This is a genomic window from Xanthobacter dioxanivorans (assembly GCF_016807805.1).
GTDB classification, from domain to species: domain Bacteria; phylum Pseudomonadota; class Alphaproteobacteria; order Rhizobiales; family Xanthobacteraceae; genus Xanthobacter; species Xanthobacter dioxanivorans.
Window position 1 is genome coordinate 5295674 of record NZ_CP063362.1, and the last position, 26178, is coordinate 5321851.

Annotated in this window: 21 protein-coding genes and 4 pseudogenes; 21 read left to right on the forward strand and 4 right to left on the reverse strand. The window is 69.4% G+C overall.

The features are described 5' to 3' along the window. Nucleotides 1-722: 722 nt before the first annotated feature. From EZH22_RS24795 to glnT, 5 genes and pseudogenes are all read left to right on the forward strand, one after another. Nucleotides 723-1361, forward strand: coding sequence for a helix-turn-helix domain-containing protein (locus tag EZH22_RS24795; RefSeq protein ID WP_203196750.1), 639 nt, complete (start codon nucleotides 723-725; stop codon nucleotides 1359-1361). 178 nt (nucleotides 1362-1539) lie between these two features. Continuing rightward, nucleotides 1540-2439: a class II glutamine amidotransferase gene (locus tag EZH22_RS24800; protein WP_203193037.1), complete on the forward strand. Its 900-nt coding sequence runs from the start codon at nucleotides 1540-1542 to the stop codon at nucleotides 2437-2439. Continuing rightward, nucleotides 2436-3142 (forward strand): annotated as a pseudogene (locus EZH22_RS24805) (protein glxC). Before EZH22_RS24800 ends, EZH22_RS24805 begins: the two are co-directional and overlap by 4 nt. 192 nt (nucleotides 3143-3334) lie before the next feature. Continuing rightward, nucleotides 3335-4672 (forward strand): FMN-binding glutamate synthase family protein, encoded by a 1338-nt coding sequence (locus EZH22_RS24810; RefSeq protein ID WP_203193039.1) that lies wholly within the window; start codon nucleotides 3335-3337, stop codon nucleotides 4670-4672. Nucleotides 4673-4774: 102 nt separating this feature from the next. Continuing rightward, nucleotides 4775-6136 (forward strand): type III glutamate--ammonia ligase, encoded by a 1362-nt coding sequence (glnT, locus tag EZH22_RS24815; protein WP_231711134.1) that lies wholly within the window; start codon nucleotides 4775-4777, stop codon nucleotides 6134-6136. 198 nt (nucleotides 6137-6334) lie between these two features. Here glnT and EZH22_RS32680 read toward each other — a convergent pair. Further along, nucleotides 6335-6619 (reverse strand): annotated as a pseudogene (locus EZH22_RS32680) (cupin domain-containing protein); the annotation flags it as partial. A gap of 490 nt (nucleotides 6620-7109) precedes the next feature. Between EZH22_RS32680 and EZH22_RS24820 the strand changes: the two are divergent. Both EZH22_RS24820 and EZH22_RS24825 read left to right on the forward strand, forming a co-directional pair. Beyond that, nucleotides 7110-8519: an ammonium transporter gene (locus tag EZH22_RS24820; protein WP_203193040.1), complete on the forward strand. Its 1410-nt coding sequence runs from the start codon at nucleotides 7110-7112 to the stop codon at nucleotides 8517-8519. A gap of 48 nt (nucleotides 8520-8567) precedes the next feature. After that, nucleotides 8568-8768 carry a hypothetical protein gene (locus EZH22_RS24825; protein WP_203193041.1) on the forward strand — a complete coding sequence of 67 codons (201 nt, stop codon included), beginning with the start codon at nucleotides 8568-8570 and terminating at the stop codon, nucleotides 8766-8768. 149 nt (nucleotides 8769-8917) lie between these two features. Here EZH22_RS24825 and EZH22_RS24830 read toward each other — a convergent pair whose 3' ends face one another. After that, nucleotides 8918-9883, reverse strand: a complete 966-nt coding sequence (locus EZH22_RS24830; protein ID WP_203193043.1) for a LysR family transcriptional regulator — start codon at nucleotides 9881-9883, stop codon at nucleotides 8918-8920. Nucleotides 9884-9983: 100 nt separating this feature from the next. Here EZH22_RS24830 and EZH22_RS24835 point away from each other — a divergent pair, with 100 nt between their 5' ends. From EZH22_RS24835 to EZH22_RS24900, 14 genes and pseudogenes are all read left to right on the forward strand, one after another. Next, nucleotides 9984-11237: a sarcosine oxidase subunit beta family protein gene (locus tag EZH22_RS24835; protein ID WP_203193044.1), complete on the forward strand. Its 1254-nt coding sequence runs from the start codon at nucleotides 9984-9986 to the stop codon at nucleotides 11235-11237. A 3-nt stretch (nucleotides 11238-11240) separates the two neighbouring features. Beyond that, nucleotides 11241-11528: a sarcosine oxidase subunit delta gene (locus tag EZH22_RS24840; RefSeq protein WP_203193046.1), complete on the forward strand. Its 288-nt coding sequence runs from the start codon at nucleotides 11241-11243 to the stop codon at nucleotides 11526-11528. Beyond that, the gene (locus EZH22_RS24845; RefSeq protein WP_203193048.1) at nucleotides 11525-14482 is read left to right on the forward strand and encodes a sarcosine oxidase subunit alpha family protein; all 2958 of its coding nucleotides are present in this window, start codon (nucleotides 11525-11527) and stop codon (nucleotides 14480-14482) included. Before EZH22_RS24840 ends, EZH22_RS24845 begins: the two co-directional genes overlap by 4 nt. Then, nucleotides 14475-15083 (forward strand): sarcosine oxidase subunit gamma, encoded by a 609-nt coding sequence (locus EZH22_RS24850; protein ID WP_203193049.1) that lies wholly within the window; start codon nucleotides 14475-14477, stop codon nucleotides 15081-15083. The genes EZH22_RS24845 and EZH22_RS24850 overlap by 8 nt, the downstream gene beginning before the upstream one ends. A 106-nt stretch (nucleotides 15084-15189) precedes the next feature. After that, nucleotides 15190-16058, forward strand: a pseudogene (purU, locus tag EZH22_RS24855) (formyltetrahydrofolate deformylase). A 92-nt stretch (nucleotides 16059-16150) separates the two neighbouring features. After that, nucleotides 16151-16369 carry a hypothetical protein gene (locus tag EZH22_RS24860; RefSeq protein ID WP_203193051.1) on the forward strand — a complete coding sequence of 73 codons (219 nt, stop codon included), beginning with the start codon at nucleotides 16151-16153 and terminating at the stop codon, nucleotides 16367-16369. Nucleotides 16370-16576: 207 nt separating this feature from the next. Next, nucleotides 16577-18367 (forward strand): allophanate hydrolase, encoded by a 1791-nt coding sequence (atzF, locus tag EZH22_RS24865; protein ID WP_203193052.1) that lies wholly within the window; start codon nucleotides 16577-16579, stop codon nucleotides 18365-18367. A gap of 115 nt (nucleotides 18368-18482) precedes the next feature. Then, complete coding sequence (locus tag EZH22_RS24870) at nucleotides 18483-18806, forward strand: hypothetical protein (protein WP_203193053.1); 324 nt, start codon at nucleotides 18483-18485, stop codon at nucleotides 18804-18806. Then, nucleotides 18803-19543 carry a zinc ABC transporter ATP-binding protein AztA gene (gene aztA, locus EZH22_RS24875; RefSeq protein ID WP_203193054.1) on the forward strand — a complete coding sequence of 247 codons (741 nt, stop codon included), beginning with the start codon at nucleotides 18803-18805 and terminating at the stop codon, nucleotides 19541-19543. Before EZH22_RS24870 ends, aztA begins: the two co-directional genes overlap by 4 nt. A 273-nt stretch (nucleotides 19544-19816) precedes the next feature. Continuing rightward, on the forward strand, nucleotides 19817-20689 hold the full coding sequence (locus EZH22_RS24880) for a metal ABC transporter permease (RefSeq protein ID WP_203193055.1): 873 nt from the start codon (nucleotides 19817-19819) through the stop codon (nucleotides 20687-20689). Nucleotides 20690-20701: 12 nt separating this feature from the next. After that, nucleotides 20702-21682 carry a metal ABC transporter substrate-binding protein gene (locus EZH22_RS24885; RefSeq protein ID WP_203193056.1) on the forward strand — a complete coding sequence of 327 codons (981 nt, stop codon included), beginning with the start codon at nucleotides 20702-20704 and terminating at the stop codon, nucleotides 21680-21682. 67 nt (nucleotides 21683-21749) lie between these two features. Beyond that, a complete protein-coding gene (locus EZH22_RS24890) occupies nucleotides 21750-22829 on the forward strand; it encodes a CobW family GTP-binding protein (protein WP_203193057.1) in 1080 nt (359 codons plus the stop codon). Between the two features lie 82 nt (nucleotides 22830-22911). Further along, entirely contained in the window at nucleotides 22912-23583 is a 672-nt protein-coding gene (eda, locus tag EZH22_RS24895) for a bifunctional 4-hydroxy-2-oxoglutarate aldolase/2-dehydro-3-deoxy-phosphogluconate aldolase (protein ID WP_203193059.1), read from the forward strand. 78 nt (nucleotides 23584-23661) lie between these two features. Further along, a complete protein-coding gene (locus tag EZH22_RS24900) occupies nucleotides 23662-24261 on the forward strand; it encodes a hypothetical protein (protein ID WP_203193060.1) in 600 nt (199 codons plus the stop codon). A gap of 35 nt (nucleotides 24262-24296) precedes the next feature. Here the strand turns inward: EZH22_RS24900 and accC are convergent. Further along, nucleotides 24297-25654, reverse strand: a pseudogene (accC, locus tag EZH22_RS24905) (acetyl-CoA carboxylase biotin carboxylase subunit). Nucleotides 25655-25682: 28 nt separating this feature from the next. Further along, nucleotides 25683-26147 (reverse strand): acetyl-CoA carboxylase biotin carboxyl carrier protein, encoded by a 465-nt coding sequence (accB, locus tag EZH22_RS24910; RefSeq protein WP_408647747.1) that lies wholly within the window; start codon nucleotides 26145-26147, stop codon nucleotides 25683-25685. Nucleotides 26148-26178 lie beyond the last annotated feature (31 nt).

Genomic DNA, 26178 nt, shown 5'->3' on the forward strand with positions numbered 1-26178 from the left:
GCCTCTGCGCGGCCTCGCGGGAAGGCTGTGGAAAAACCGCATGGCCGGCGCGCGTCGCTTCAACCACGGCAACGGGTCGCGGGCCGCGAGGCGCCCTCGCCTGCGCCGTCGGGGATGCCCCCTCGGGACCCGTCGAGCCCGCGCCTGAGCGCCGATGGTGACGACCACGACGATCCCGCCGGCGAAGCGCAGGCGGCGCTTGCCCGGATTCGGGCCCGGCCCGTCGCACGAACGCCGCCCATGGCCGCCCGCTTCGACCCGAGCACGCGCCGGTGCGACCCGCGATGCTCCGGGCGTGGGGCCGAAGCGCCGCGGGCTCGGGCCGGCCCATCCCCATGAGCGCCGGCGGCGGTCGCCCGCCTCGATCGCGACAGGCCCGCCTTGCCCCACCGCGACGCTGCGCCGGCGACGGGCCGCGTAGCGGAAAAGCGTATCGAGGCGCACCCGGCATCAGGAGGCCCCGGCAACAGGCAGCCCCGGCACCATGGAGCATGGCGCAGGAATGGCCGCGCAAGAGCTGTGCTGCGGCGGCCCCGGCGAGCTTGGGCGAGGTGCATCCGCATGCCGCGGGCGCCCGGCATCGCGCGCCGTCCGCCCGGGCCGATGGCGGCGTGATTTGCGCGTGTCATTGGGGCCGGAAGCTGGCAAAGTGCGCGGGGCGGCCGGAGGGCCGGGCGCGAGCGGAACCGGGGGCGAAGAGCGTGGCCGAGCGGAAGGCGAAGATGAGCGTGGAGGCGGCCGACAGCATCGAGTACACGACCGGATCCGGCGCCCCGGCGGCAGAGGCGGCGACGCTGGAACAGGCCCTCGGCGTGCAGGTGCGCTCGATCCGGCGGGAGCTCGACCTCACCGTGTCCGACCTCGCAGGCGCGGCGGGCATCTCCGTCGGCATGCTCTCCAAGATCGAGAACGGGCAGATCTCGCCGTCGCTCGCCACCCTGCAGGCCATTTCCAAGGCCCTCAACGTGCCGATCACCACGCTGTTCTCCGCGTTCGAGGAACGGCGCGACTGCTCCTTCGTGCGCGCCCACCAGGGCGTCACCATCGAGCGGCGCGGCACCAAGGTCGGCCACCAGTACGAGCTGCTGGGCCATGGCCTCGGCGGCGACATCGTGGTGGAGCCCTACCTCATCACCCTCACGCAGGAAGCCGCGCCCTATACGGGCTTCCGCCACGCCGGCGTGGAGTTCATCTACATGCTGTCCGGCGAGGTGATTTACCGCCACGCGGACCGCACCTACCACCTGCGCGCGGGCGACGCCCTCATGTTCGATTCCGGCGCCGCGCACGGCCCGGAGACCCTGGTGGTCACCCCCATGACCTACCTGTCCATCATCGTCTACGGTCGCGACCGGCATTGAGCGACGGGCGGGCCGCGTCCGGCGGGGGCGTGCGCGCCGGCCGGATGTTTCCCGGGCGGATGGCATGTTTTCTTCAAGAGAAAATTTTATTCTTTGACGTTGACGCTTCAGGCGGTCCGGCGTACTCCTTTGTTCCAAGGCCGCTCGCGCGGTCCGGAATGGAGACTGTGACAGCGCCATGTGCGGCATCGTCGGACTTTTCTTGAAGGACCCCAAGCTCGAGGGCGAGCTCGGGGCCATGCTCGCCTCCATGCTCTGCGTCATGACGGATCGCGGCCCCGACAGCGCCGGCTTCGCGGTCTACGGCGCGGGCGGGAAGGACAAGGTGAAGCTCTCCCTGCGGGCCGCCAAAGGCTACGACTTCCAGGCGCTCGCCGCCGGCCTCTCCATCCCCGCGGACGGCCTGCCCTCCGTCACCGCGCGCGGCACCCACGCCATCATCGAGATCCCCTCTCCGCGCGAAGCCGCGGTGCGCGCCTTCCTCGCCGAGCGGCATCCGGAAGTCGCCATCGTCGGCACCGGCGCGCGCATGGAGATCTTCAAGGAGGTCGGCCTGCCCTCCTCCGTCGCCGAGACCTTCGGCCTTGCCACCATGCGCGGCACCCACGGCATCGGCCACACCCGCATGGCCACCGAAAGCGCCGTGACCACCGCCGGCGCCCACCCCTTCTCCACCGGCGCCGACCAGTGCCTGGTGCACAACGGCTCGCTCTCCAACCACAACGCCTTGCGCCGGACGCTGAAGCGCGAGGGCGTGGTCATCGAGACCGAGAACGACAGCGAGGTGGCCGCCGGCTATCTCACCTGGCGCATGCGAGAGGGCGCCTCCCTCGGCGCGGCGCTGGAAGCCGGTCTGAAGGACCTCGACGGCTTCTTCACCTTCGTGGTGGGCACCGAGAACGGCTTCGGCGTGCTGCGCGATCCCATCGCCTGCAAGCCGGCGGTGATGGCCGAGACCGACCAGTACGTGGCCTTCGGATCGGAATATCGCGCCCTCGTGGACCTGCCCGGCATAAACAGGGCCAAGGTGTTCGAGCCGGAACCCGCAACCGTCTATTTCTGGGAGCGCGCCCAGTGAACGCCATCTCCCCCGACGTCACGTTCGACCTCTCCGCCACCGCCTTGCGCGAGCTGAACGAAGCCCTCCACAAGGTAACCCCGAGAGCACCACCCGCCGCTGGCGGGTGCTCAATCCCAACGGCCGCCACGCGGTGGCGGTGGGCATCAACGCCCCCCTCACCGTCGAGATCGAGGGGAACGTGGGCTATTACTGCGCCGGCATGAATGCCGAGGCCTCGGTGATCATCCACGGCAACGCCGGCCAGGGCGTCGCCGAGAACATGATGAGCGGCTTCGTGCACGTGCGCGGCGATGCCAGCCAGTCGGCCGGCGCCACCGCCCATGGCGGCCTGCTCGTCATCGACGGCAATGCCTCGGCCCGGTGCGGCATCTCCATGAAGGGCATCGACATCGTGGTGAAGGGCTCGGTGGGCCACATGAGCGCCTTCATGGGCCAGGCCGGCAGCCTCATCGTGCTGGGCGATGCCGGCGAGGCGCTGGGCGACAGCCTTTATGAGGCCAAGCTGTTCGTGCGCGGCGCGGTGAAGTCGCTCGGCGCCGACTGCGTCGAGAAGGAGCTGCGCGAGGAGCACAAGGCGCTGCTCGCGCAGAAGCTGGACGCCGCCGGCCTCGCCGGAACCGTGGATGTCTCCGAGTTCCGGCGCTACGGCTCCGCCCGCAAGCTCTACAATTTCCACGTGGACAATGTGGACGCGTATTGAGCCGGAGAGTCTCCCTCTCCCCTCGGGGAAGAGGGCGGGGGTGAGGGGTTATCCTCCCCTTGCCCCGACGCCGGAAGGTTTGTAGCGGCCCCGCCCCCTCACCCCAACCCCTCTCCCGCGAGGGGAAAGGGGGGATGGCGGAACGGGAGCCGGCCGAGCTTCGCCAAATTGCTTTATTCGGGTGAGGACCCCATGACCGCCCACAACAACGTGCCGCGCACCCCGCCGCGCTTCTCCGCCACCTTCGATCCGGCGACGCTGGCCGAGATCCGCCGCGCGGCAGCCACCGGCATCTACGACATCCGCGGCGGCGGCACCAAGCGCAAGGTGCCCCATTTCGACGACCTGCTCTTCCTCGGCGCCTCCATGTCGCGCTACCCGCTGGAGGGCTACCGCGAGAAGTGCGGCACCGACGTGGTGCTCGGCACCCGCTTCGCCAAGAAGCCGATCACCCTGAAGACCCCGGTGACCATCGCCGGCATGAGCTTCGGCGCCCTCTCGGCCAACGCCAAGGAAGCGCTGGGGCGCGGCGCCACCACGGTCGGCACCTCCACCACCACCGGCGACGGCGGCATGACCGCCGAGGAGCGTGGCCAGTCCCGGACCCTCGTCTACCAGTATCTGCCGTCGCGCTACGGCATGAACCCGGTGGACCTGCGCAAGGCCGACGCCATCGAGATCGTCATCGGCCAGGGCGCCAAGCCCGGAGGCGGCGGCATGCTGCTGGGCCAGAAGATTTCCGACCGCGTGGCCGCCATGCGCACCCTGCCCAAGGGCATCGACCAGCGCTCCGCCTGCCGTCATCCGGACTGGACCGGCCCCGACGACCTCGAGATCAAGATCGAGGAGCTGCGCGAGATCACCGACTGGGAGAAGCCCATCTACGTGAAGGTGGGCGCCTCCCGCCCCTATTACGACATCGCGCTGGCGGTGAAGGCGGGGGCGGACGTGGTGGTGCTCGACGGCATGCAGGGCGGCACCGCGGCGACGCAGGACGTGTTCATCGAGCAGGTGGGCATTCCCATCCTCGCCGCCATCCGCCCGGCGGTGCAGGCGCTGCAGGACCTCGGCATGCACCGCAAGGTGCAGCTCATCGTCTCCGGCGGCATCCGCACCGGCGCGGACGTGGCCAAGGCCCTGGCGCTGGGCGCCGACGCGGTGGCCATCGGCACCGCGGCGCTGGTGGCGCTGGGCGACAACGATCCCCAGTACGAGGACGAATACCAGGCGCTGGGCACCACCGCCGGCGCCTATGACGACTGGCACGAGGGCCTCGACCCCGCCGGCATCACCACCCAGGACCCGGTGCTCGCGGCGCGGCTCGACCCGGTGAAGGCCGGCCGGCGCCTCGCCAACTACCTCTCGGTGATGACGCTGGAGGCGCAGACCATCGCCCGCGCCTGCGGCAAGAGCCACGTGCACAACCTGGAGCCGGAGGACCTCGTCGCCCTCACGGTGGAGGCCGCCGCCATGGCGGGCGTGCCGCTGGCCGGCACCACCTGGGTTCCCGGGCGCAACGGCGGCTACTGAGCCGCCGCCTGCGCCTGCCGCGTCCGAAGACCTGTCGCCGCGCCGCTCGACCGGCGCGGCCGATCGCAAAAAGCAAAGACCTTCCTTTCCGGGGATCAGACCATGAGACGCACTGCCGAAATCGTACGGGAGGCGGAAGGGCGCGCCGCCGCCTCCTCCAAGGCGGCCATCGACCTCGCCAAGGTCGCGAAGGACCGCGGCATCAAGTATTTCCTCATCTCCTACGTGGACCTGTTCGGCGGCCTGCGCGCCAAGCTCGTGCCGGCCTCCGCCATCTCCGCCATGCAGAAGGAAGGCGCCGGCTTCGCGGGATTTGCCACCTGGCTCGACATGTCGCCGGCGGACCCCGACCTGTTCGCGGTGCCGGACCCGTCGAGCCTCATCCAGCTGCCGTGGAAGGAGGAGATCGGCTGGCTCGCCGCCGATCTCTATATGGACGGCAAGGAGGTGGAGCAGGCGCCGCGCACGGTGCTGAAGAAGCAGCTCGCCGCCGCCGCGGCGCTGGGCTACGAGATGAAGACCGGCGTCGAGTGCGAGTATTTCCTCATCACGCCGGACGGCAAGGGCATCTCCGATACGTCCGACACGGCGGAAAAGCCCTGCTACGACCAGTCCGCCTTGATGCGTCGCTACGAGGTCATCAAGGACATCTGCGACGCCATGCTGAAGCTCGGTTGGGGCGCCTACCAGAACGACCATGAGGACGCCAACGGCCAGTTCGAGATGAACTGGAACTACGACAACGCCCTCCTCACCGCCGACCGCCACGTCTTCTTCAAGTACATGGTGAAGTCGATCGCGGAACAGCACGGCCTGCGCGCCACCTTCATGCCCAAGCCCTTCATCAACCTCACCGGCTCGGGCTGCCACGCCCACGTATCCCTGTGGGCGAAGGGCAAGAATGCATTCTCCGACCCCAGGGGCGAGCTGGGCGTCTCGAAGCTCGGCTACAATTTCATCGGCGGGCTCATCCACAATGCGGACGCGCTCTGCGCCCTCACCAATCCGACGGTGAATTCCTACAAGCGCATCAATGCGCCGCGCACCCTGTCGGGTGCCACCTGGGCGCCGAACACGGTGACCTATACCGGCAACAACCGCACCCACATGATCCGCATCCCCGATGCCGGCCGGTTCGAGTTCCGCCTCGCCGACGGCGCGGCGAACCCCTACCTGCTGCAGGCCGGCGTGGCGGCGGCGGGCCTCGACGGCATCGAGAATGCGCGCGATCCCGGCAAGCGGCTCGACATCAACATGTACACGGACGGCCACAAGGTGAAGGGCGCCAAGCGCCTGCCGCTGAACATGCTCGACGCCCTGCGCGCGCTGGAGAAGTCCCGCGTGCTGGGCGAACGGCTCGGCAAGCCCTTCGTCGACGGCTATCTCAAGCTGAAGACCGAGGAGTGGAACGCCTATTCCCGCCACCTCACCCAGTGGGAGCGCGACAACACCCTCGACATCTGACCGGCGCGCAGCGCTGTGCGCGGAAGAGCCCGGCGCCCCCGCGCCGGGCTTCCTGCGTCGGGACCCCCTCGCCTCACTCGGGGCGGGCGAGGCGAGGGGCTTGTCCTTCTCCACCACATAGGTGATCGCGAGGCGGGTCTTCTCGCTGCCGACCTGGAAGGCGTGCGGCACCTGGAACGGGATCTGGAAACCGTCTGCCGGCTTCATCGTCCGGTCGGGCTGCCCCTTCACCGACAGCACGCCCCCGCCGGTGATCAGATAGCCGCTCTCGACCCCGGGATGGGTGTGGCGCTGCACCTTGAAGCCGGCGTCGAACTCCACATCCATGAGGATGGCGACATAGACATCGCCGGGCAGCTCGGTCTTGCCGAGCACGGTGCGCGTCACCCCCTGCGGCTGCGGCGCCTGGGCCGACGCGTCGGTGGCCGCGAACCCCACCGCCGTGCAGATGGCGCAGGACATGAAACCCCGGCGATTGAGCATGATTTTCTCCTCCCTGGCCGCGGCGCGCGTCCGGCGCCGGACGCCATATAGAGAAGCCGCCCGGGGCGGACCGCAAGGCCCGCACGCCCGGCACCGCCTTCCCTTTGGGCATTCCGCCGCGTTGGCGAGAAAACATCGCGAATTGAAAACTAAAGATAAATGATGAAGCTCGGCCCGAGACGCCTTATTTGCGGGCACAACTTCGCCTCCTTTACGTCATGTCCATGCCATCCCCGCGCGTGCAGGCGCCGCGAGCCCCGGCGGCGCCTTGGCGCCCGCGCCTCTCCCACGTTGTGGCCGCGGGGAAAACCAAATCAAACCAAAAGCTTGCGCGCCCACATCCCGGATCTGCTCCGGCCGGGCGGCGGGCATCGGGCAATTATGCCTCTCTGGCATAAGAGTTGCTCATGAGTGAAATCGGGACTGTGAGGGGCGTCGCGTCGCGGCGGCCCTTTGCCCTGGCATACGGCAACAGCGTTCGGGGATCTCCATGACGGATCAATTGGCCGCGCTGACGACCATCTTCACGGAATTCTATTATTTCCTGACGGTCGTCCTGATGTTCTTCATCCATGTTGGCTTCTGCATGTACGAGGTGGGCGCGGCGCGCGTAAAGAACGTTCAACACACGCTGCTGAAGAACACCATGGCGATCCCGCTGGTGGGCCTTGCCTTCTTCCTGTTCGGCATGTGGATCTACATCGCCTTCCAGGGCTGGCCCATCTCCACGTCCTCCCTGTCGTTCACCACCGGCTTCGAGCCCTGGTCCACCAAGATCGCGCCCAACCTGACGGATCGCATCTCCGGCGTGTTCTGGGCGGCGTTCGCGCTGTTCGGCATGACGGCGGCCTCCATCGTCTCCGGCGCGCTCATCGAGCGCACCAAGACCTCGGGCTTCTTCATCATCGCCATCTATGTGGGCGCCATCGCCTGGGTCATCCCGGCGGCGTGGGGCTGGGCCGGCAACGGCTGGATGGCCCAGTATCTCGGCTTCCACGACCAGTATTGCTCGGCGGTGCTGCACTCGGTGGCGGGCTTCGCCACGCTCGGCGTGCTCATCCACCTGGGGCCGCGCATCGGCAAGTTCGCGCCGGACGGCACGCCGCGGGAAATCCCGGCGCACAATCCCTGGCTCGTCACCATCGGCCTCTTCATGATCTATGTGGGCTTCTGGGGCTTCTATGCCGCCTGCCACATCCCGATCGTCGACGTGGGCACCGCCGGCGCGCCCTACTTCACCGCCACCAACATCTACGGCGTTCCGATCACGCTGTCCGGCGTCACCATGAACTTCCTGCTCGCCTTGTTCGGCGGCATGGTCGCGGCCTACATGATCTCCAACGGCAACGCCTACTGGACCTATTCCGGCGGCCTCACCGGCCTCATCTCGGCCAGCGCCGGCAACGACCTCTACCACCCCGTCATCGCCCTCGTGATCGCCGTCGCCGGCACCGTGATGGCCTACAAGCTGCACTATTGGGTGGAGCGGAAATTCAAGATCGACGACGCGGTCGGCGCCGTCGCGGTCCACGGCTATTGCGGCCTGTTCGGCGGCATCGTCGCGGGCTTCGCCCTGTGGGGCTATCCCTCCGTGCTGCCGTCCGCCGGGGCGATCATCACCCTGGGCGAGGGCGTGGGCTGGTTCGGCGTGAACGCCGAGGGCCTGCCGCTCATCACGCCCATGGGCAACATCATCGGCTCGGTGATCTTCGCCATCGGCTTCGGCTTCATCCCCGGATGGCTGCTCGGCAAGCTCCTGGCCATGTTCGGCCTGCTGCGCGTGTCCACCGCCGCCGAGATCAACGGCCTCGACGGCCGGCACGTCCCGGCCACCTACCCCCATCACTCCGGCATGGAAGCCGCGTTCGAGACCATCCAGCGCAAGGAAGCCAAGCTCTGAGCCGAGCCCTCGTCAACAGATGTTCGACCCCTAAACAGGAGCAATCCCATGAATACGGGCATCACCTCCCTCGCCAAGCTCACCGAGGTGGCAGAGGTCTATCCCTTCGCCGGGTATGAGCCGCTCTTCTCCATCATCGCCCTGGTCTTCTTCGTGGTCTTCATCGCCAAGCAGATCTCCATGGACAAGGCGATGCATGAAGAGATGCTCGATCACACCTCGGAGGCCATCGCCACGCCGGCGGAATAGGATCGGCGCGGCGTTGGGCGGGCTTTACCCCATCCGCCCGCCCGGCGCCGCCCCGAGGCCATCGCGCGGCTCTTCCCGCAGGGCCGCGCGATGGCCGCTTCCACCGTCAAATCCAGGATGGAGAGCGCCTCATCCGGCCGGCGCGCGACCTAACCGGCCACGGCCAGGCCCGCCCCGAGCCACGGCAGCGCGCCACGCATGGCGGGCAGCACGTCGTCCTCCAGCGTCCGCCGGCAGAAGGCCGCCACCTCCCGCGGCAGGCGGCCCAGTTCCTGGCGCCGGCCGATGAGGGTGAGGCTACGGGCGAAGGCCGGCCCCGGCAGCGGCCGGCAGGCGAGGTGCGCCAGGTCCACCCCCGCCTCGAAGATGCACAGGGGCGTCGTCACCGCGAACCCCTCCCCCGCCGCCACCGTGGCGGCGACGCCATAGGGTGTGTCGAACTCCATGCGCCGCGGCAGATCCAGCTTGAGGCGCCGCAGATGCCGCTCCACCTCGATGCCGGTCTTGGAGCGGGCCGAGAAGCGCACCAGCGGCAGCCGCGCCGCCAGCCCCGCCAAGTCCTCCACCCGCCCCGGCGCCCGCGCCCCCGCCGGCAGCAGCAGCACATAGGGCTCGGTGAGAAGGGGAAAGCGCTCCAGCCCCTCGATGTCGACCAGTTCGTCCACCCCCACGAGGAGGTCCAGCTGCCGGGAGAGCAGCGCGCTCGCATGGGCGGCGGTGAGGCCGGACAGGATCGACACCTCTTCGGCCACCGACGCGAGCCGGCCGGCGAGGGGTGCCGCCAGCGCCCGGGAGAGGGAATCCACCAGCCCGGCCCGCATCAGCGGCAGGCGGCCGTGCTCCGTTTCCTTCAGGGCCGGAACAATCTGCCGCGCCTCCGAGAGCAGCGCGCTGGCCTTCTGCCGCAGCACCCCGCCCGCCGCCGTGAGGCCGAGCGGGCGGACGCTGCGGTCGAACAGGGCGACGCCCATCCGGCCCTCCAGCTCCGCCACCGCCTGGGACACCGCCGGCTGGGTAAGGCCGAGCCGGCGCGCCGCCCCGGCCATGGCGCCCGCCTCGCAGACCGCGAGGAAGATCTCCAGCGTCTTGAGATCAAACGGCAAAAGCTCGCGCACGGGGCCACCCCTACTATAAGCAGGATTTATATTACCTCACAGATCCGAGGGAGATATAGATATGTAGGAGGGGTCGGATGCCCCGCGCAGCGAGAGCCCCATGTCGCGCTATTCCTTCCTGAGCCTCATCGCCAATGCGCTCAACGGCCAGACCGGCTGGGCGCCCGCATGGCGCGACGCGGCGCCGAAGCCGGACTACGACGTGATCATCGTGGGCGGCGGCGGCCATGGGCTCGCCACCGCCTATTACCTCGCCAAGGAGCACGGCATCCGCAACGTGGCGGTGCTGGAGAAGGGCCATATCGGCTCCGGCAATGCGGGGCGCAACACCACCATCATCCGTTCCAACTACCTGCTGCCCGGCAACGAGCCGTTCTATGAGTGGTCCATGAAATTATGGGAGGGCCTGGAGCAGGACCTCAACTACAACGCCATGGTCTCCCAGCGCGGCATCATCAACCTGTTCCACTCGGACGCCCAGCGCGACGCCTATGCCCGGCGCGGCAACGCCATGCGCCTCGCCGGCGCGGACTCCGAGCTGCTCGACCGCGAGCAGGTGCGCGCCTTGTGCCCCTTCCTGGATTTCGACAATTCGCGCTTTCCCATCAAGGGCGGGCTGATGCAGGCCCGCGCCGGCACCGCGCGCCATGACGCGGTGGTGTGGGGCTATGCCCGCGGCGCCGACCGGCTCGGCGTGGACATCGTGCAGAATTGCGAGGTCACCGGCTTCATCCGCGACGGCGATGCGGTGGTGGGGGTGGAGACCACCCGCGGCGCCATCCGGGCGAAGAAGGTGGGCCTGGCGGTGGCGGGCTCCACCTCGCGGGTGGTGAAGTCCCTGGGGCTGCGCCTGCCCATCGAGAGCCATGCCCTCCAGGCCTTCGTCTCCGAGGGGCTGAAACCGCTGGTGCCGGGGGTGATCACCTTCGGCATGGGGCATTTCTATGTGAGCCAGTCGGACAAGGGCGGCCTCGTCTTCGGCGGCGACATCGACGGCTACAATTCCTACGCCCAGCGCGGCAACCTGCCGGTGGTGGAGGACGTGGCCGAGGGCGGCATGGCGGTGATGCCGCTCATCGGCCGCCTGCGCATGCTGCGCGCCTGGGGCGGGCTCGTGGACATGTCCATGGACGGCTCGCCGATCATCGACGTGGGGCCCCTGCCCGGCCTCTACCTCAACTCGGCGTGGAACTACGGGGGCTTCAAGGCCACGCCGGCCTCCGGCTGGTGCTTCGCCCACACCATCGCCAAGGGCGTGGCGCACCAGCTCAACGCCGCCTTCCGCCTCGACCGCTTCCGCTCCGGCCATGTCATCGACGAGAAGGGGGTCGGCGCCCAGCCGAACCTGCACTGAGCCATGCGCATCACCTGTCCCTATTGCGGCACCCGGTCGTCCCACGAGTTCGCCTATCTGGGCGACGCGACACCGACCCGACCCTCACCCGACACCCCCGATGTCGCCTCGACATTCCATGCGTATGTCTATGAGCGGGACAACCCCGCCGGCCCGCTCGACGAATTGTGGTACCACACCGCCGGCTGCCGCCGCTGGCTGAAGGTGGCGCGGGATACCCGCACCCACGAGATCCTCGCGGTGGCCTTCGCGCGGAAGGACGAGACGAGCCTGCCGGAGGGGATGGAATGACCCGCCTCGCCAAAGGCGGCCTTGTCGACCGCAACCGCGTCCTGTCTTTTTCCTTTGATGGCAAGCCCTTCACCGGCCATCCGGGCGATACGCTGGCCTCCGCGCTGCTCGCCGCCGGCGTGCGGCTGGTGGGCCGCTCGTTCAAGTATCACCGCCCGCGCGGCATCGTCACGGCGGGTTCCGAGGAGCCCAACGCCCTGGTGGAGCTGCGCTCCGGCGCACGGCGCGAGCCCAACACCCGCGCCACCACCATCGAGCTGTTCGACGGCCTGGAGGCGACCAGCCAGAACCGCTGGCCATCGCTGGATTTCGACCTTCTGAGCGTGAACCGGCTGGCCTCGCCCTTCCTCGGCGCCGGCTTCTACTACAAGACCTTCATGTGGCCCGCCGCCTTCTGGGAGAAGGTCTACGAGCCCATGATCCGCCGCGCCGCCGGCCTCGGCCGCGCCGCCGATGCACCCGATCCGGACCATTACGAGAAGGCGACCGTCTTCTGCGACGTGCTGGTGATCGGCTCCGGCGCCGCCGGCCTTGCCGCCGCGCTGGCCGCCGGGCGCGCCGGCGCGCGGGTGATCCTCGCGGACGAGGACTTCCGCCTCGGCGGCCGGCTCCTCGGCGAGCGGGCGGTGATCGACGGCGCCCCGGCCCTCGACTTCGTGGTGCGGGCGGAGGCGGAGCTTTCGAGCCTGCCCAACGTGCGCCTGATGCCCCGCACCACCGTGTTCGGCGCCTATGACGGCGGCGAATATGGCGCGGTGGAGCGGGTTTGCGACCACCTGCCCGTGCCGCCCCCCTTCCAGCCGCGTCAGCGCCTGTGGCGCATCGTGGCGAAGCGGGCGATTTTGGCGGCGGGCGCCTTCGACCGGCCCATCGTCTTCCCCGGCAACGACCGGCCGGGGGTGATGTCGGCGCTGGCGCTCGCCACCTACGCCAATCGTTACGGCGTGGGCGCCGGCAAGGCCGCTGCCGTCTTCGCCAACAACGACCATGCCGCCTCCGCCGCCCTCGATGCCGCCGAGGCGGGCGTGAGGCTCGAAGCGCTGGTGGACGTGCGCGCCGCCCTTCCCGCGGCGCTGACGGCCCGGGCCAAGGCCCTGGGGGTGCGTGTCATCACGCAAGGCGAGGTCATCGCCACCTCGGGCAAGTGCCTCAAATCCATCACCGTGCGGACGCCGCGCGGCACCCAGACGCTCCCGGTGGAGGCGCTCGGCGTCTCGGGCGGGGCGACGCCCAACCTCAACCTCACCTGCCACCTCGGAGGCAAGCCGATCTGGCGCGAGGACATCTCCGCCTTCGTGCCGGGCGCCGTGCCGCCGGGCATGACGGTGGCGGGAGCCGCGGCGGGCCACCTCTCGCTCGCCGAATGCCTGAGGGATGGCACGGAACGCGGCAACGCCGCAGCCGAAGCGGCAGGCTTCACCATCGCCCCCGCGCCTACGCCGACGGCTGAAGACGCGCCCACCGGCCTCACTCCCTTCTGGCAGGTGAAGGCGAAGGGGGCCGCCTTCGTGGACCAGCAGAACGACGTCACCGCCAAGGACGTGGCCCTCGCCCATCGCGAAGGCTTCCGCGCGGTGGAGTTGCTGAAGCGCTACACGACCATGGGCATGGCCACCGACCAGGGCAAGACCTCCAACATGGCCGGCCTCGCCCTCATGGCCGAGCTGACCGGCCAAGGCATTCCCGCCACCGGCACCACCGTGTTCCGCCCGCCCTACACGCCCATCGCCCTCGGCGCGCTGGCCGGCCACCATCGCGGCGTGGACTTCAAGCCGGCGCGGCCAACCCCGACGCACGACTGGGCGCAGGAGCAGGGGGCCGTCTTCGTGGAGACGGGCCTGTGGATGCGGGCGCAATACTTCCCGAAGCCCGGCGAGAGCGACTGGCTCGAAACCGTCAACCGCGAGGTGAAGGCGACGCGTGAGAGCGTCGGGGTCATCGACGTCTCCACCTTCGGCAAGATCGACCTGCAGGGGCCGGACGTGGGCGCTTTCCTCGATCGCGTCTACATCAACATGTTCTCGACCCTGGCGGTGGGCAAGGCGCGCTACGGCGTGATGCTGCGCGAGGACGGCTTCGTCATGGACGACGGCACCACCGCGCGCCTCGCCGACGACCATTATGTGATGACCACCACCACGGCCAATGCCGCCAAGGTGTTCCAGCATCTGGAATTCTGCCTGCAGGTGCTGTCGCCGGAGCTGGACGTGCAGCTCACCTCCATTTCCGAGCAGTGGGCGCAGATCTCCATGTCCGGACCGCGCTCCCGCGAGGTGCTGGCCAAGGTGGTGGACGGCGCCGACGTCTCCAACGCCGGCCTGCCGTTCATGGGCGCGGTGGAGACCACCGTGATGGGCGGGGTTCCCGCGCGCCTCTTCCGCCTCTCCTTCTCCGGCGAGCTCGGCTACGAGATCGCGGTGCCGGCACGCCATGGCGCGGCGCTGATGCGGGCGCTGATGGCGGCTGGCGCGCCCTTCGGCATCACCCCCTATGGCACCGAGGCGCTGGGGGTCATGCGCATCGAGAAGGGCCATGTCTCCGGCAACGAGCTCAACGGGCAGACCAGCGCCCGCGACCTCGGCCTCGGCAAGATGGCCTCCACGAAGAAGGACTATATCGGCCGGGTCATGACCGCCCGGCCCGCCTTCTCCGATCCGGACCGGCCCGCCTTCGTCGGCTTCAAGCCCGTGGATCGCACCGCGCGGCTGCGCGCGGGTGCGCACTTCCTGAAGATCGGCGCCGCGCCGACCACGGCGAACGACGAAGGCTACATGACCTCGGTGGCCTATTCTCCCGTCCTTGGCCACTTCATCGGCCTCGGCCTCCTGAAGCGCGGTCCGGAGCGCATCGGCGAGCGGGTGCGCGCCTTTGACCCGGTCCGCGGCGGTGACATGGAAGTCGAGGTGTGCTCTCCCGCATTCATCGACCCGGAAGGGGAGAAGCAGCGTGTCTGACCTGTTGGAGCACCTCGCCCCCACCCGCCTCGTGCCGGCGGCGCATTACGGCCCGACCGGCGCGGCGGGCGTGGTCGCGCGCACGGTCGAGACCTTGTCGGCGGCCACCCTCGTGGCGCGCAAGGGCGCGACCACGCGCCTGCTCGCCGCCTGCGCCGACGCCGGCCTGCCGCTCGCCGACGGATCGCGGCTGAGCACCGGGGCCGGACTGGACGCGGTGGGCATCGGCCCCGGCCGCTGGCTGGTCTTCGCCGCCGACACGGACGGGCCGTCGCTGGTGACGCGGCTCAGGGCGCTCTCGGCGGGCCTTGCCGCCGTCACCGACCAGAGCGACGCCAATCTCGTCATCGACGTTTCCGGGCCGAAGGTCAGGGAGGCCCTCGCCAAGGGCGTGGCCGTGGACCTTCATCCGGTCGCGTTCAGGGCCGGGGACGCGGCGACCACCGTCGTCTCCCATGTGGGCCTCACCTTCTTCCAGCGGGACGCGACGCCCGCCTACCGCTTCATCGTGGGCCGCTCGTTCGCGCCCGCTTTCCTGCGCTGGCTCACGGTGAGCGCGGCCGAATACGGCTTCGCCCTCTCCGGCACCGGCCGAGGTTGAGGGCGGCGCGGCGCGCGCTTTCCCTCCTGGCCTGCCATCCGACCCCTCCCATCATCGCGACCGCCGGCGCACCGGCGCGCGGCGCGCCATCCGAGAGCATATGGACATGACCACGCCGAACGATCACTTCGTCCTCACCCTTTCCTGCCCGAACCGGCCGGGCATCGTGGCGGGGGTGTCTACCTTCCTGTTCGAGCAGGGCTGCAACATCCTCGAGGCCCAGCAGTTCGACGACACCGAGTCCGGGCGCTTCTTCATGCGCGTCATGTTCAACGTGGTGGCGAGCGAGGCGCGCCTGCCGGAGATCCGCGCGGCGTTTGCCGCGGTGGGCGAGGCCTTCTCGCTGAACTGGACCATGCGGGCGGTGGCGGAGAAGCGGCGGGTGCTGCTGCTGGTCTCCAAGTTCGACCATTGCCTCGCCGACCTGCTGTATCGCTGGCGCATCGGCGAGATCGCCATGGAGATCACCGGCATCATCTCCAACTACCCGCGCGAGACCTATGCCCATCTCGATTTCGACGGCATCCCCTTCCACTATCTGCCGGTGACCAAGGCCACCAAGCTGGAGCAGGAGACGCAGATCTGGGAAATCTTCCAGTCGTCGGGCGCCGAGCTCGCGGTGCTCGCGCGCTACATGCAGGTGCTCTCCGACGGGCTCTCGGCCAAGCTGGCGGGCCGCTGCATCAACATCCACCATTCGTTCCTGCCGGGCTTCAAGGGGCCAAGCCCTACCACCAGGCCCATGCCCGCGGCGTGAAGCTGATGGGCGCCACCTCCCACTACGTGACCTCCGACCTCGACGAGGGCCCGATCATCGAGCAGGACGTGGAGCGCATTTCCCACCAGGATTCCCCCGAGGACCTGGTGCGCAAGGGCCGCGACATCGAGCGCCGCGTGCTGGCCCGCGCCATCTCCTGGCACCTGCAGGACCGGGTGCTGCTGAACGGCTCGCGCACGGTGGTGTTCCGGGACTGAGGGGCGAGCCGACGGAGCCGCCGGCCGGAAAAGGAAACCGCAGCGCCCTCCCGGGCGTTGCACGGGGGACATCCACGATCCGGGAGATCCCCATGCAACAAAAAGGAATGCTCGTGGCCGCCGGGGTCGGGCTGGTGCTCGCCCTTGTGGCGGCGAACGTCTTCTCCAACCGCGGCACGCCGGAGCCGAGCGAGACGGCGCCCGCCAACATCACCGTGCCCCACGGCGACCCGCCGCCGCCGACCATCGCTCCCGAGACACCGCCCGGCCGGACCTTGTCCGATCCCAACGGCCAGCGACCCGGCGGCTGAGCCCGAGACGCGGCGCCTCTCCGCACAAATATGAGGCAATAGCCGCCTTGATCGTGGTCCGGAATGCCGTCACACGCCCCTTCCGGTCTACGATTTAGTATTATAAACATATGGTTTTATTTGATTAATTGAAAATTGCATACAAGTGGCGCGGTTCCTGCTAGGTCCCGTGTGCCGCACCGGTGCGGCCGCAGACACGGGACTCCCATGCAGACCGTCGCCAGCCTCCTCCAAGCCCACAGGTCCGGCAGCCAATCCCCCGCCGACACGGTGCGCGCCGTCTATGCCCGGATCGCCGTGCATGACGATCCGGCGATGTTCATCACCCTGCGCGCCGAGGCGGACGTGCTCGCCGAGGCGCAGGCCCTCGCGGCAGTCGGCGATACCGGCTTGCCGCTCTATGGCATCCCCGTGGCGGTGAAAGACAATATCGACGTCGCCGGCGTGCCCACCACCTGCGCCTGCCCCGCCTTCGCCTACGTCCCGGAACGCGATGCCACGGCCGTGGCCCGCCTGAAGGCGGCCGGCGCACTGATCATCGGCAAGACCAACCTCGACCAGTTCGCCACCGGCCTCGTGGGCGTGCGCTCGCCTTATGGCATTCCGCGCAATGCCTTCAACCCGACGCTGGTGCCCGGCGGCTCCTCGTCCGGTTCCGCCACCGCGGTGGCGGCCGGCATCGTGCCGGTTTCCCTCGGCACCGACACCGCCGGCTCGGGTCGCGTGCCGGCCATGCTGAACAACATCGTCGGGCTGAAGCCGTCCCTTGGCCTCGTGCCCAATACCGGCCTCGTGCCCGCCTGCCGCACCCTCGATTGCATCTCCGTGTTCGCCCTGACGGTGGACGACGCCATGGCGGTGCTGAAGGTGATCGCCGGCCCGGATGCCGAGGACCCGTTCTCGCGCGCCTTGCCCCTCGGCCCGCTGACGCAGGCGCCCGCCGCCCCGGTGCTCGGCGTGCTGAAGCCAGCGCAGCGCGAGTTCTTCGGCGACACGGACGCCGCCGCGGCCTACCGCGAAGCCCTCGCCCGCTTCTCGACGCTCGGCGCGGTGCTGAAGGAGATCGATTTTGCGCCCTTCGCCGAGACCGCCCGGCTGCTCTATGAGGGGCCATGGGTGGCCGAGCGCTGGATCGTCGCCGAGAAGCTGCTCACCACCGATCCCGAGGCCATGCATCCCGTCACCCGCGCCATCACCGAGCCCGGCGGCAAGGCGAGCGCGGCGGATGCCTTCCGCGCCATGTACAAGCTCAGGGCGCTGCGCGCGCGGGTCGAGCCGGTGTTCGCCGAAATCGACGCCCTCCTCCTTCCCACCGCTCCCACGGCCTATACGGTGGACGAGGTGCTGGCCGATCCCATCCGGCTCAATTCGCGCAATGGCACCTACACCAATTTCGTCAATCTCATGGACCTGTGCGGCATCGCTGTGCCGGCCACCATCGCGCCCACGGGCATGCCCTACGGCATCACCCTGCTCGCCCCGGCGGGCCGGGATGCGCAGATGGCGGCGCTGGGCCGGGCCTTCATCGCCACCGCCAGCCTCCCCCTCGGGGCGAGCCACGCGCCGCCCCCGCCACCTGCCCCCCTGCCCGCCCCCGTCGAATCCGGCCGCCTGGACATCTGCGTATTCGGTGCCCACCTGTCCGGCATGGCGCTCAACGGCGATCTCAAGGCCATGGGCGGGCGCTTCATCCGGGCGGCGGCGACCGCGCCGGTCTACCGCATGAAGCTGCTGCCCGGCGGCACGCCGCGCCCGGGCGTGGTACGGGTGCAGGAGAACGGCGCGGCGCTGGAAGGCGAGATCTGGTCGCTGCCCTTCGATGGCGTCGGACAGCTTATGGCCACCATCCCGGCGCCCCTCGGCCTCGGCCAGGTGGAACTGGCCGACGGCACCCGCGTCACCGGTTTCCTCGCCGAGGCCGCCGGCGTGGACGGGAGCGAGGACATCACCGCCCATGGCGGCTTCCGGGCCTATGTGAACGCGCCCGCTACCGTCTGAAGCAAGGCCGGCGGCCTTCCCGAAGGAGACGACACGAACGCGCGAGGCATGCTGGACAGGGTGCCTGATTCACTGTATCAAATCATCTGACCGACATCGTTTCCCGGCAGATTTCATGCGCTTGTCCTCGACCGCCACGGCTACTGCTGCGCCCGCCGCACCCCATCCGGAGCCGGCGCCCGGACCCGCGGGCGCGCCACGCCACGGCCACGCGCCTCACGACCACGCGGACCATCGCCACCTGGACCATCGCCACCCGGACCACACCCCCGCCGGCCACGCCCATTCCGGTCACGGGACCGCAGCCACCCGCGCGCCGTCGGTCACCATCGGGCCATCGGTGCTGCGCCTGTCGCTGGCCGCGCGGCTCGCCCTCGCCGGCGGCTTCCTCGCCGTGCTGTGGACGGCCGTCGCCCTGGTGGTGGGAGCCCAGCCGTGAGCGCGCAGATCTCCTTTCACAACCTCACCTTGGGCTATGAGCGCCATCCCGCCGTCCACCACCTGAGCGGGGATGTGGAAGAAGGCGCGCTCTTGGCCGTGTGCGGCGCCAACGGGGCCGGCAAGTCCACGCTGCTCAAGGGCATCTGCGGCGCGCTGAAGCCGCTCGGCGGCGCCATCGACCTGCACGGCGTCTCCCCGCGCGATATCGCCTACCTGCCGCAGGGCGCCGAGATCGACCGCAGCTTCCCCATCCACGTCTACGACATGGTGGCCATGGGCCTGTGGCGGCGCGCCGGCCTGTTCGGCGGCATCGGCAAGGCCGATCGCGCGCGCATCGAGCAGGCCATCTCCGCCGTCGGCCTCGAGGGCTTCGAGACGCGACCCATCGGCACCCTCTCCGGCGGGCAGATGCAGCGCACCCTGTTCGCCCGGCTGCTGCTGCAGGACGCCCGCGTCATTCTCCTGGACGAGCCGTTCACCGCGCTCGACGCGAAGACCGTTTCAGACCTCGTCGACCTGGTGCGCCGCTGGCACGGCGAGCGGCGCACGGTGATCGCCGTGCTGCACGACTTCGACCTCGTGCGCGCGACCTTTCCCCAGACGCTGCTCCTCGCCCGGACCCCCGTCGCCTGGGGGCCGACAGCCGAAGCCCTCGGCCCAGAAAACCTGCTCAAGGCCCGGCGCATGGGGGAGGCGTGGCGGGTGGACGCCGCTACCTGTGTCGATGCCGCGTGAGCCGGCTTCGCCTCCGGAGCCCCCTCCGGAGGCGAAGTACCGAGTGCGCGTCCTTCCGCTTGGCCGGGGAGCCGGGGTCAGTCCAGTCCCGTCCGGTTTCTACCCCGCCGGACAACGGCCTCCCGGCCAAGCGCAAGGACGACGCAGGACTGCGCCAGTGTGAGCCTGGCGCAGAGCGGCCATTACCCCGCCCGGAACGCCAGCACGCCTGCCGATGACACCGGCCCGCAAACGCCAAAAGACCCGCGCACACAGGGCGCGCAAGAGACGGCAATGAACCCTTACGAGATCTTCATCGCTCCGTTCACGGAGTTCGAATTCATGCGGCGGGCGCTGGCCGGCGTGTTCGCGCTGGCGCTGGGCGCCGGGCCGCTGGGCGCCTTCCTCATGCTGCGGCGCATGTCGCTCACCGGCGACGCCATGGCCCATGCCATCCTGCCCGGTGCCGCCATCGGCTTCCTGTTCGCCGGCCTGAACCTCTACGCCATGACCGCCGGCGGCCTGGCGGCGGGCCTGCTGGTGGCCGTCGGCGCCGGCGTGGTGGCGCGGGCGACGGGCATGAAGGAGGACGCCTCCCTCGCCGCCTTCTACCTGATCTCGCTGGCGCTGGGCGTGCTCATCGTCTCGCTCAAGGGCTCCAACGTGGACCTGCTGCACGTGCTGTTCGGCACGGTGCTCGGCATCGACGACGCCACCCTCATCCTCATCGCCGCCATCACCACCGTGACGCTGGTCACCCTCGCGGCGATCTGGCGGCCGCTGGTGCTGGAATGCGTGGACCCCACCTTCCTCGCCTCGGTGAGCCGCGCCGGCGGGGTGAGCCACATCGCCTTCCTGTCGCTGGTGGTGATGAACCTGGTGGGCGGCTTCCACGCGCTGGGCACGCTGCTCGCGGTCGGCCTGATGATGCTGCCCGCCGCCACCGCGCGCTTCTTCGCCCGCGACCTCACCGCCTTCGTCACCCTCGCGACGGCCATCGCCTTCACCTCGGGGACGATCGGGCTGCTGGTTTCCTACCACCTCGGCACGCCGTCCGGACCGTCCATCATCCTGGTGGCGGGACTGGCCTACGCGTGCGCCGTCGTCCTCGGCCCGGTGGGCGGTCTCATCACCCGCCTGCTGCCCCGCCGCCATCTCGAAGCCTGAAGAGGATCGTTCATGATCACGCGACGTGTTGTCCTCGCCGCCACCCTGGCTGTCCCGCTCGCCGGCGCCATCGCCGCTCCGGCCTTCGCGCAAAGCGCCCCGCCGGCGCAGAAGCTGCCGGTGGTGGCGTCCTTCTCCATTCTCGGCGATTTCGTGAAGCAGGTGGGCGGCGACCGGGTGAAGGTCACCACCATCGTCGGCCCCAACGGCGATGCCCATGTCTACCAGCCCACCCCGGCCGACGCGAAGGCGGTGGCCGCCGCCAAGGTGGTGTTCGTCAACGGGCTCGGCTTCGAGGGCTGGCTGGACCGCCTGGTGAAGGCGTCCGGCACCAAGGCCGTCATCGTCGTGGCCACCAAGGGCGTCACGCCCCGCACCGGCTTCGAGGATCATGACGACGACAAGCCCAAGGGCAAGGACACGCATGCCAAGGGCGAGCATGGGAACGACGCGCACGGCCACGGCGGCATCGATCCCCACGCCTGGCAGTCCATCGCCAATGCCAAGGTCTACGTGGCCAACGTGCGCGACGGCCTGATCGCCGCCGATCCGGACGGCCGCGATGCCTACGCCGCCAATGCGGGGGCCTACCTCGCGAGGCTCGATGCGCTGGAGGGCGAGGTGAAGGCCGCGATCGGCAAGATCCCCGAGCCGCAGCGGCGCATCATCACCTCGCACGATGCCTTCGGCTATTTCGGCGAGGCCTACGGCCTCACCCTCATCTCCCCCGAGGGCGTCTCCACCGAGAGCGAGGCCTCGGCCAAGGACGTGGCGCGCATCATCCGGCAGATCAAGGCGCAGAAGATCCCGGCGGTGTTCGTCGAGAACATTTCCGACCCGCGCCTGGTGCAGCGCATCGCCAAGGAGACCAGCGCCAAGATCGGCGGCGAGCTCTATTCCGATGCGCTCTCCGATGACAAAGGCCCGGCGAGCACCTACATCGACATGATGCGCTCCAACGTGCGCGAGCTCTCCTCCGCGCTCGCGAGCTGAGGCGCCCGCACTTCCCTCGGGCGGTGGCCGCATCGCGGCCGTCGCCTCGAACGATCAGGTGAACCCCATGGCTGACACGCAGGCCGAGAAGATCCCCGTCACCGTCCTCACCGGCTACCTGGGCGCCGGCAAGACGACCCTGCTCAACCGCATCCTGTCGGAGCCGCACGGCAAGAAATACGCCGTCATCGTCAACGAGTTCGGCGAGATCGGCATCGACAACGACCTCGTGGTGGGCGCCGACGAGGAAGTGTTCGAGATGAACAACGGCTGCATCTGCTGCACCGTGCGCGGCGACCTCATCCGCATCATCGACGGCCTGCTGCGCCGCAAGGGCGCCTTCGACGGCATCATCGTCGAGACCACCGGCCTCGCCGACCCCGCGCCCGTCGCCCAGACCTTCTTCGTGGACGAGGAGGTGCAGGCCAGGACCAAGCTCGACGCCGTGGTCACCGTCGCCGACGCCAAGTGGCTGTCCGACCGCCTGAAGGACGCGCCCGAGGCCAAGAACCAGGTGGCCTTCGCCGACGTGATCCTCCTCAACAAGACCGATCTCGTCTCCGCTCCGGAGCTGGACGAGGTGGAGGCCCGCATCCGCGGCATCAACCCCTACGCCAAGCTGTACCGGACACAGAAATCGCAGATCGACATCGCCAAGGTGCTCAACCAGGGCGCCTTCGACCTCGACCGCATCCTGGAGATCGAGCCCGCCTTCCTGGAGGAGGAGGAGCACCACCATCACCACGATCACGGCCATGAGCACGGCCATGAGCACGGCCCCGACTGCGGCTGCGGCCATGATCACGATCATGACCACGGCCACCATCACGGCCTGAAGGTGGTGCACGACGATGAGATCCAGTCGGTCTCGTTTGCCACGGACAAGCCGCTGGACGCCGACCGCTTCTTTCCCTGGGTGCAGAACCTCGTGGCGACCGAGGGGATCAACATCCTGCGCTCCAAGGGCATCCTCTCGTTCAAGAACGACCCTGACCGCTTCGTCTTCCAGGGCGTGCACATGATCCTCGACGGCGACCACCAGCACCCGTGGAAAGACGACGAGGCACGGCGCAGCCGCATCGTCTTCATCGGCCGCAAGCTGGACGCGAAGGCGCTGGAAGAGGGCTTCCTCTCCTGCATCGCCTGACGTCCGGCGCCGCGCGCCGGAGACAAGGGTCTCGACACCGGCGCGCGATTGCGGTTCAACGACGCGGAACGGAGAGATGCCCATGAGCCTGACCCGTGGCCTTGCCAGCCGCCTGCCGAGCGCCCTGCCCCTCGTGGCGAAGGCCCCCGTGGTTCCGGTCGTGGTCATCGAGCGGCTGGAGGACGCCGTGCCCTTGGCCCGCGCGCTGGTGGAGGGCGGCCTTCCGCTGATCGAGGTGACGCTGCGCACGGCGGTCGCGCTCGAAGCCGTGCGCCACATCGCGGCGGAGGTGGAGGGCGCCATCGTCGGCGCGGGAACGGTGGTTGAGCGCGCCCAGATCGAGGCCTGCCTCGAAGCCGGCGCCACCTTCCTGGTGAGCCCCGGCACCACCCCGAGCCTGGCCGAGGCCTTCGCCGAGACCCCCATTCCGGTCATGGCCGGCTGCGCCACCGCCTCGGAGGCCATGCGGCTGGCCGAGCTCGGCTTTGAGGTGCTCAAGTTCTTCCCCGCCGAAGCCTCGGGCGGCGTGGCCTTCCTGAAATCCATCGCCGGCCCCCTGCCCCACCTGCGCTTCTGCCCCACCGGCGGCATCGGCCCGGCGAACGCGCCGGACTACCTGGCCCTGCCGAGCGTGGTGGCGGTGGGCGGCTCGTGGGTGGTGCCGGCGGACGCCATCCGCGCCGGAGACTTCGGCAAGGTGCGCGATCTCGCCAAGGCGGCCGCGGGGCTCAAGCGGGCGGCGCGCTTCGGCTGAGGCGGCGCGGATCTGGCACGCCGGCCGATCCTCCGGTAACCTCGGGGGGATCCCTCATTCGGCCTGGATCGAAGCGGAATGACCGAGGAGCCGACGAAGCCGAAAAAGACCGTGCTGGACCTCATCACCGGCACCACGGGGCAGGTCACCGCCGTGATGATCGCCCTGACGGCATTCCTCACCCAGGTTCCGGAGCTGAAGAACGCGGGCCAGAGGGCCTTCTGCGCCGTCGTGTCATGCGCCGTGGGGCCGGATACCGCGGCCACCGGCCCCACGGCGGGCGGCAGTCCCGCCTCGGGGAGCCCCGCATCGACCAACCCGTCATCCGGCGCCGCCACGGGCAGCGCGACCGGCACCGGCACGGTCGCGGGGCGGCTGTCCGCCCTGTCGGCGGGGGGCATCGATTTCAGCGTCGCGCCCGAGCAGATGCGCGACTGGCTCGGCAACGGGCTGACGCCCTACCCCGCCGTGGCCGATGCGCTGGTGGCCCTGCTGGGCGGCAAAAAGCTGCGGCAGCCCGTCGAGCTCGACGTGATCGTCGGCTTCTATGAAAGCCGGGCCCGGTCCCCGCGCGCCGTCGCCGAGGTGGACCCGGAACAGCTGAAGGCAGCGGTGGTCTCAGCATACCGCGAGCGCCATGGCGCTTCCCCGACGGATTTTCAGTCCCTGCTCCAGTAGAGTAGAGCGCCTCTCCGACCGCCGGCGATGCAGCCTCAGGCCACCGTCTTCCCCTCGCCGTCGACGAGGAAATGCTCCAGCCAGTGGATGTCATACCTGCCTTCGGCGATGTCGCGGGTGCGCACCAGGGTGCGAAACAGCGGCAGCGTGGTGTCGATGCCGTCCACCACGAACTCGTCCAGCGCGCGGCGCAGGCGGCGCAGGCATTCGTCCCGCGTCTTGCCGTGCACGATCAGCTTGCCCACCAGGCTGTCATAGGTGGGGGGATGACGTAGCCCTGATAGGCGTTGGAATCCACGCGGATGCCGAGGCCGCCCGGCACGTGGTAGTGGGTGATCTTGCCCGGCGACGGCCGGAAGGTGGTGGGATGCTCCGCATTCACCCGGCATTCGATGGCATGGCCCTCGATCACCACGTCCTTCTGGGTCAGGGTCAGCGGCTCGCCCGCGGCCACGCGGATCTGCTCGTTGATGAGGTCGATGCCGGTGACCATCTCCGTCACCGGATGCTCCACCTGGATGCGGGTGTTCATCTCGATGAAGTAGAAGTTCCCGTTCTCGTACAGGAACTCGATGGTGCCCACGCCGATATAGCCGAGCTTGCGCATGGCGGCGGCGCAGGTCTCGCCGATCTGCGCCCGCTGGACGGCGGTGATGACCGGAGACGGCGCCTCCTCCCACACCTTCTGGTGGCGGCGCTGGAGCGAGCAGTCGCGCTCGCCGAGATGGATGGCGTGGCCCTTGCCGTCGCCCAGCACCTGCACCTCGATGTGGCGCGGGGTGGAAAGGTACTTTTCCAGATAGACGGCGTCGTCGCCAAAGGCGGCTTTGGCTTCGGTGCGGGCGGTGGAGAGGGCCTGGGAGAGGTCCTCCTTGGTCATCGCCACCTTCATGCCGCGCCCGCCGCCGCCGGCGGCGGCCTTCACCAGCACCGGGAAGCCGATCTCGGCGGCGACCCGGTGGGCCTCCTCGTCCGAATGGATGCCGCCGTCGGAGCCGGGCACCACCGGAATGCCGAGGGACTGGGCCGTCTTCTTGGCCTCGATCTTGTCGCCCATGATGCGGATATGCTCCGCCTTGGGGCCGATGAAATGAATGTTGTGGTCGGCGAGGATCTCGGCGAACCGTGCATTCTCGGCCAGGAAGCCGTAGCCGGGATGCACCGCGTCCGCCCCGGTGATCTCGCAGGCGGCCAGCAGCGAGGGGATGTTGAGATAGCTCTCGCGGGCCGCGGGCGGGCCGATGCATACGCTCTCGTCGGCGAGGCGCACGTGCATGGCGTCGGCATCCGCGGTGGAGTGGACCGCGACCGTCGCGATGCCCAGCTCCTTGCAGGCGCGCAGGATCCGCAGCGCGATCTCGCCGCGGTTGGCGATGAGGATTTTTCTGAACATCAAGGGTGCCTGCCTGATCCGAGCCGGGTCATTCGATGATGAGCAGCGGCTCGCCATATTCCACGGGCTGGGCGTTGCCCACGAGGATGCGTGTCACCGTGCCGGTGCGCGGCGCGGGGATGGCGTTCATGGTCTTCATCGCCTCGATGATGAGCACCGTCTGGCCCTCCTTCACGGTGGCGCCGATCTCGATGAACGGGGCCGCCCCGGGTTCGGGGGAGAGGTAGGCGGTGCCGACCATGGGCGAGGGCACGACGCCCGGATGCTTGGAGAGGTCGGCCACCTCGGCCGCAGCGACGGCGACGGGCGCCGCGGCCAGGACGGCCGGCGCCAGCGGCGCGGCCTGGGCGAAGGTGACCGGAGCGGGCGCGCGCACCACCCGGATGCGCAGGCCCTCGTGCTCCACCTCGATCTCGGTGAGGTCGCTGCTCGAGAGGAGTTCGGCGATCTCTTTGACGACGGCGGTGTCGATGGGGGAATGGGGAGGCTTCATCATATTCCTGCTCTTGCCGGCCGGATGCGGC

What these genes read in the sequence shown, in the direction of transcription:
- EZH22_RS24795 (WP_203196750.1), top strand. Translation starts at nt 723, where the DNA reads ATGAGCGTGGAGGCGGCCGACAGCATCGAGTACACGACCGGATCCGGC.
- EZH22_RS24800 (WP_203193037.1), top strand. Translation starts at nt 1,540, where the DNA reads ATGTGCGGCATCGTCGGACTTTTCTTGAAGGACCCCAAGCTCGAGGGC.
- EZH22_RS24810 (WP_203193039.1), top strand. Translation starts at nt 3,335, where the DNA reads ATGACCGCCCACAACAACGTGCCGCGCACCCCGCCGCGCTTCTCCGCC.
- glnT (WP_231711134.1), top strand. Translation starts at nt 4,775, where the DNA reads ATGAGACGCACTGCCGAAATCGTACGGGAGGCGGAAGGGCGCGCCGCC.
- EZH22_RS24820 (WP_203193040.1), top strand. Translation starts at nt 7,110, where the DNA reads ATGACGGATCAATTGGCCGCGCTGACGACCATCTTCACGGAATTCTAT.
- EZH22_RS24825 (WP_203193041.1), top strand. Translation starts at nt 8,568, where the DNA reads ATGAATACGGGCATCACCTCCCTCGCCAAGCTCACCGAGGTGGCAGAG.
- EZH22_RS24835 (WP_203193044.1), top strand. Translation starts at nt 9,984, where the DNA reads ATGTCGCGCTATTCCTTCCTGAGCCTCATCGCCAATGCGCTCAACGGC.
- EZH22_RS24840 (WP_203193046.1), top strand. Translation starts at nt 11,241, where the DNA reads ATGCGCATCACCTGTCCCTATTGCGGCACCCGGTCGTCCCACGAGTTC.
- EZH22_RS24845 (WP_203193048.1), top strand. Translation starts at nt 11,525, where the DNA reads ATGACCCGCCTCGCCAAAGGCGGCCTTGTCGACCGCAACCGCGTCCTG.
- EZH22_RS24860 (WP_203193051.1), top strand. Translation starts at nt 16,151, where the DNA reads ATGCAACAAAAAGGAATGCTCGTGGCCGCCGGGGTCGGGCTGGTGCTC.
- atzF (WP_203193052.1), top strand. Translation starts at nt 16,577, where the DNA reads ATGCAGACCGTCGCCAGCCTCCTCCAAGCCCACAGGTCCGGCAGCCAA.
- EZH22_RS24870 (WP_203193053.1), top strand. Translation starts at nt 18,483, where the DNA reads ATGCGCTTGTCCTCGACCGCCACGGCTACTGCTGCGCCCGCCGCACCC.
- EZH22_RS24880 (WP_203193055.1), top strand. Translation starts at nt 19,817, where the DNA reads ATGAACCCTTACGAGATCTTCATCGCTCCGTTCACGGAGTTCGAATTC.
- EZH22_RS24885 (WP_203193056.1), top strand. Translation starts at nt 20,702, where the DNA reads ATGATCACGCGACGTGTTGTCCTCGCCGCCACCCTGGCTGTCCCGCTC.
- EZH22_RS24890 (WP_203193057.1), top strand. Translation starts at nt 21,750, where the DNA reads ATGGCTGACACGCAGGCCGAGAAGATCCCCGTCACCGTCCTCACCGGC.
- eda (WP_203193059.1), top strand. Translation starts at nt 22,912, where the DNA reads ATGAGCCTGACCCGTGGCCTTGCCAGCCGCCTGCCGAGCGCCCTGCCC.
- EZH22_RS24900 (WP_203193060.1), top strand. Translation starts at nt 23,662, where the DNA reads ATGACCGAGGAGCCGACGAAGCCGAAAAAGACCGTGCTGGACCTCATC.
- accB (WP_408647747.1), bottom strand. Translation starts at nt 26,147, where the DNA reads ATGAAGCCTCCCCATTCCCCCATCGACACCGCCGTCGTCAAAGAGATC.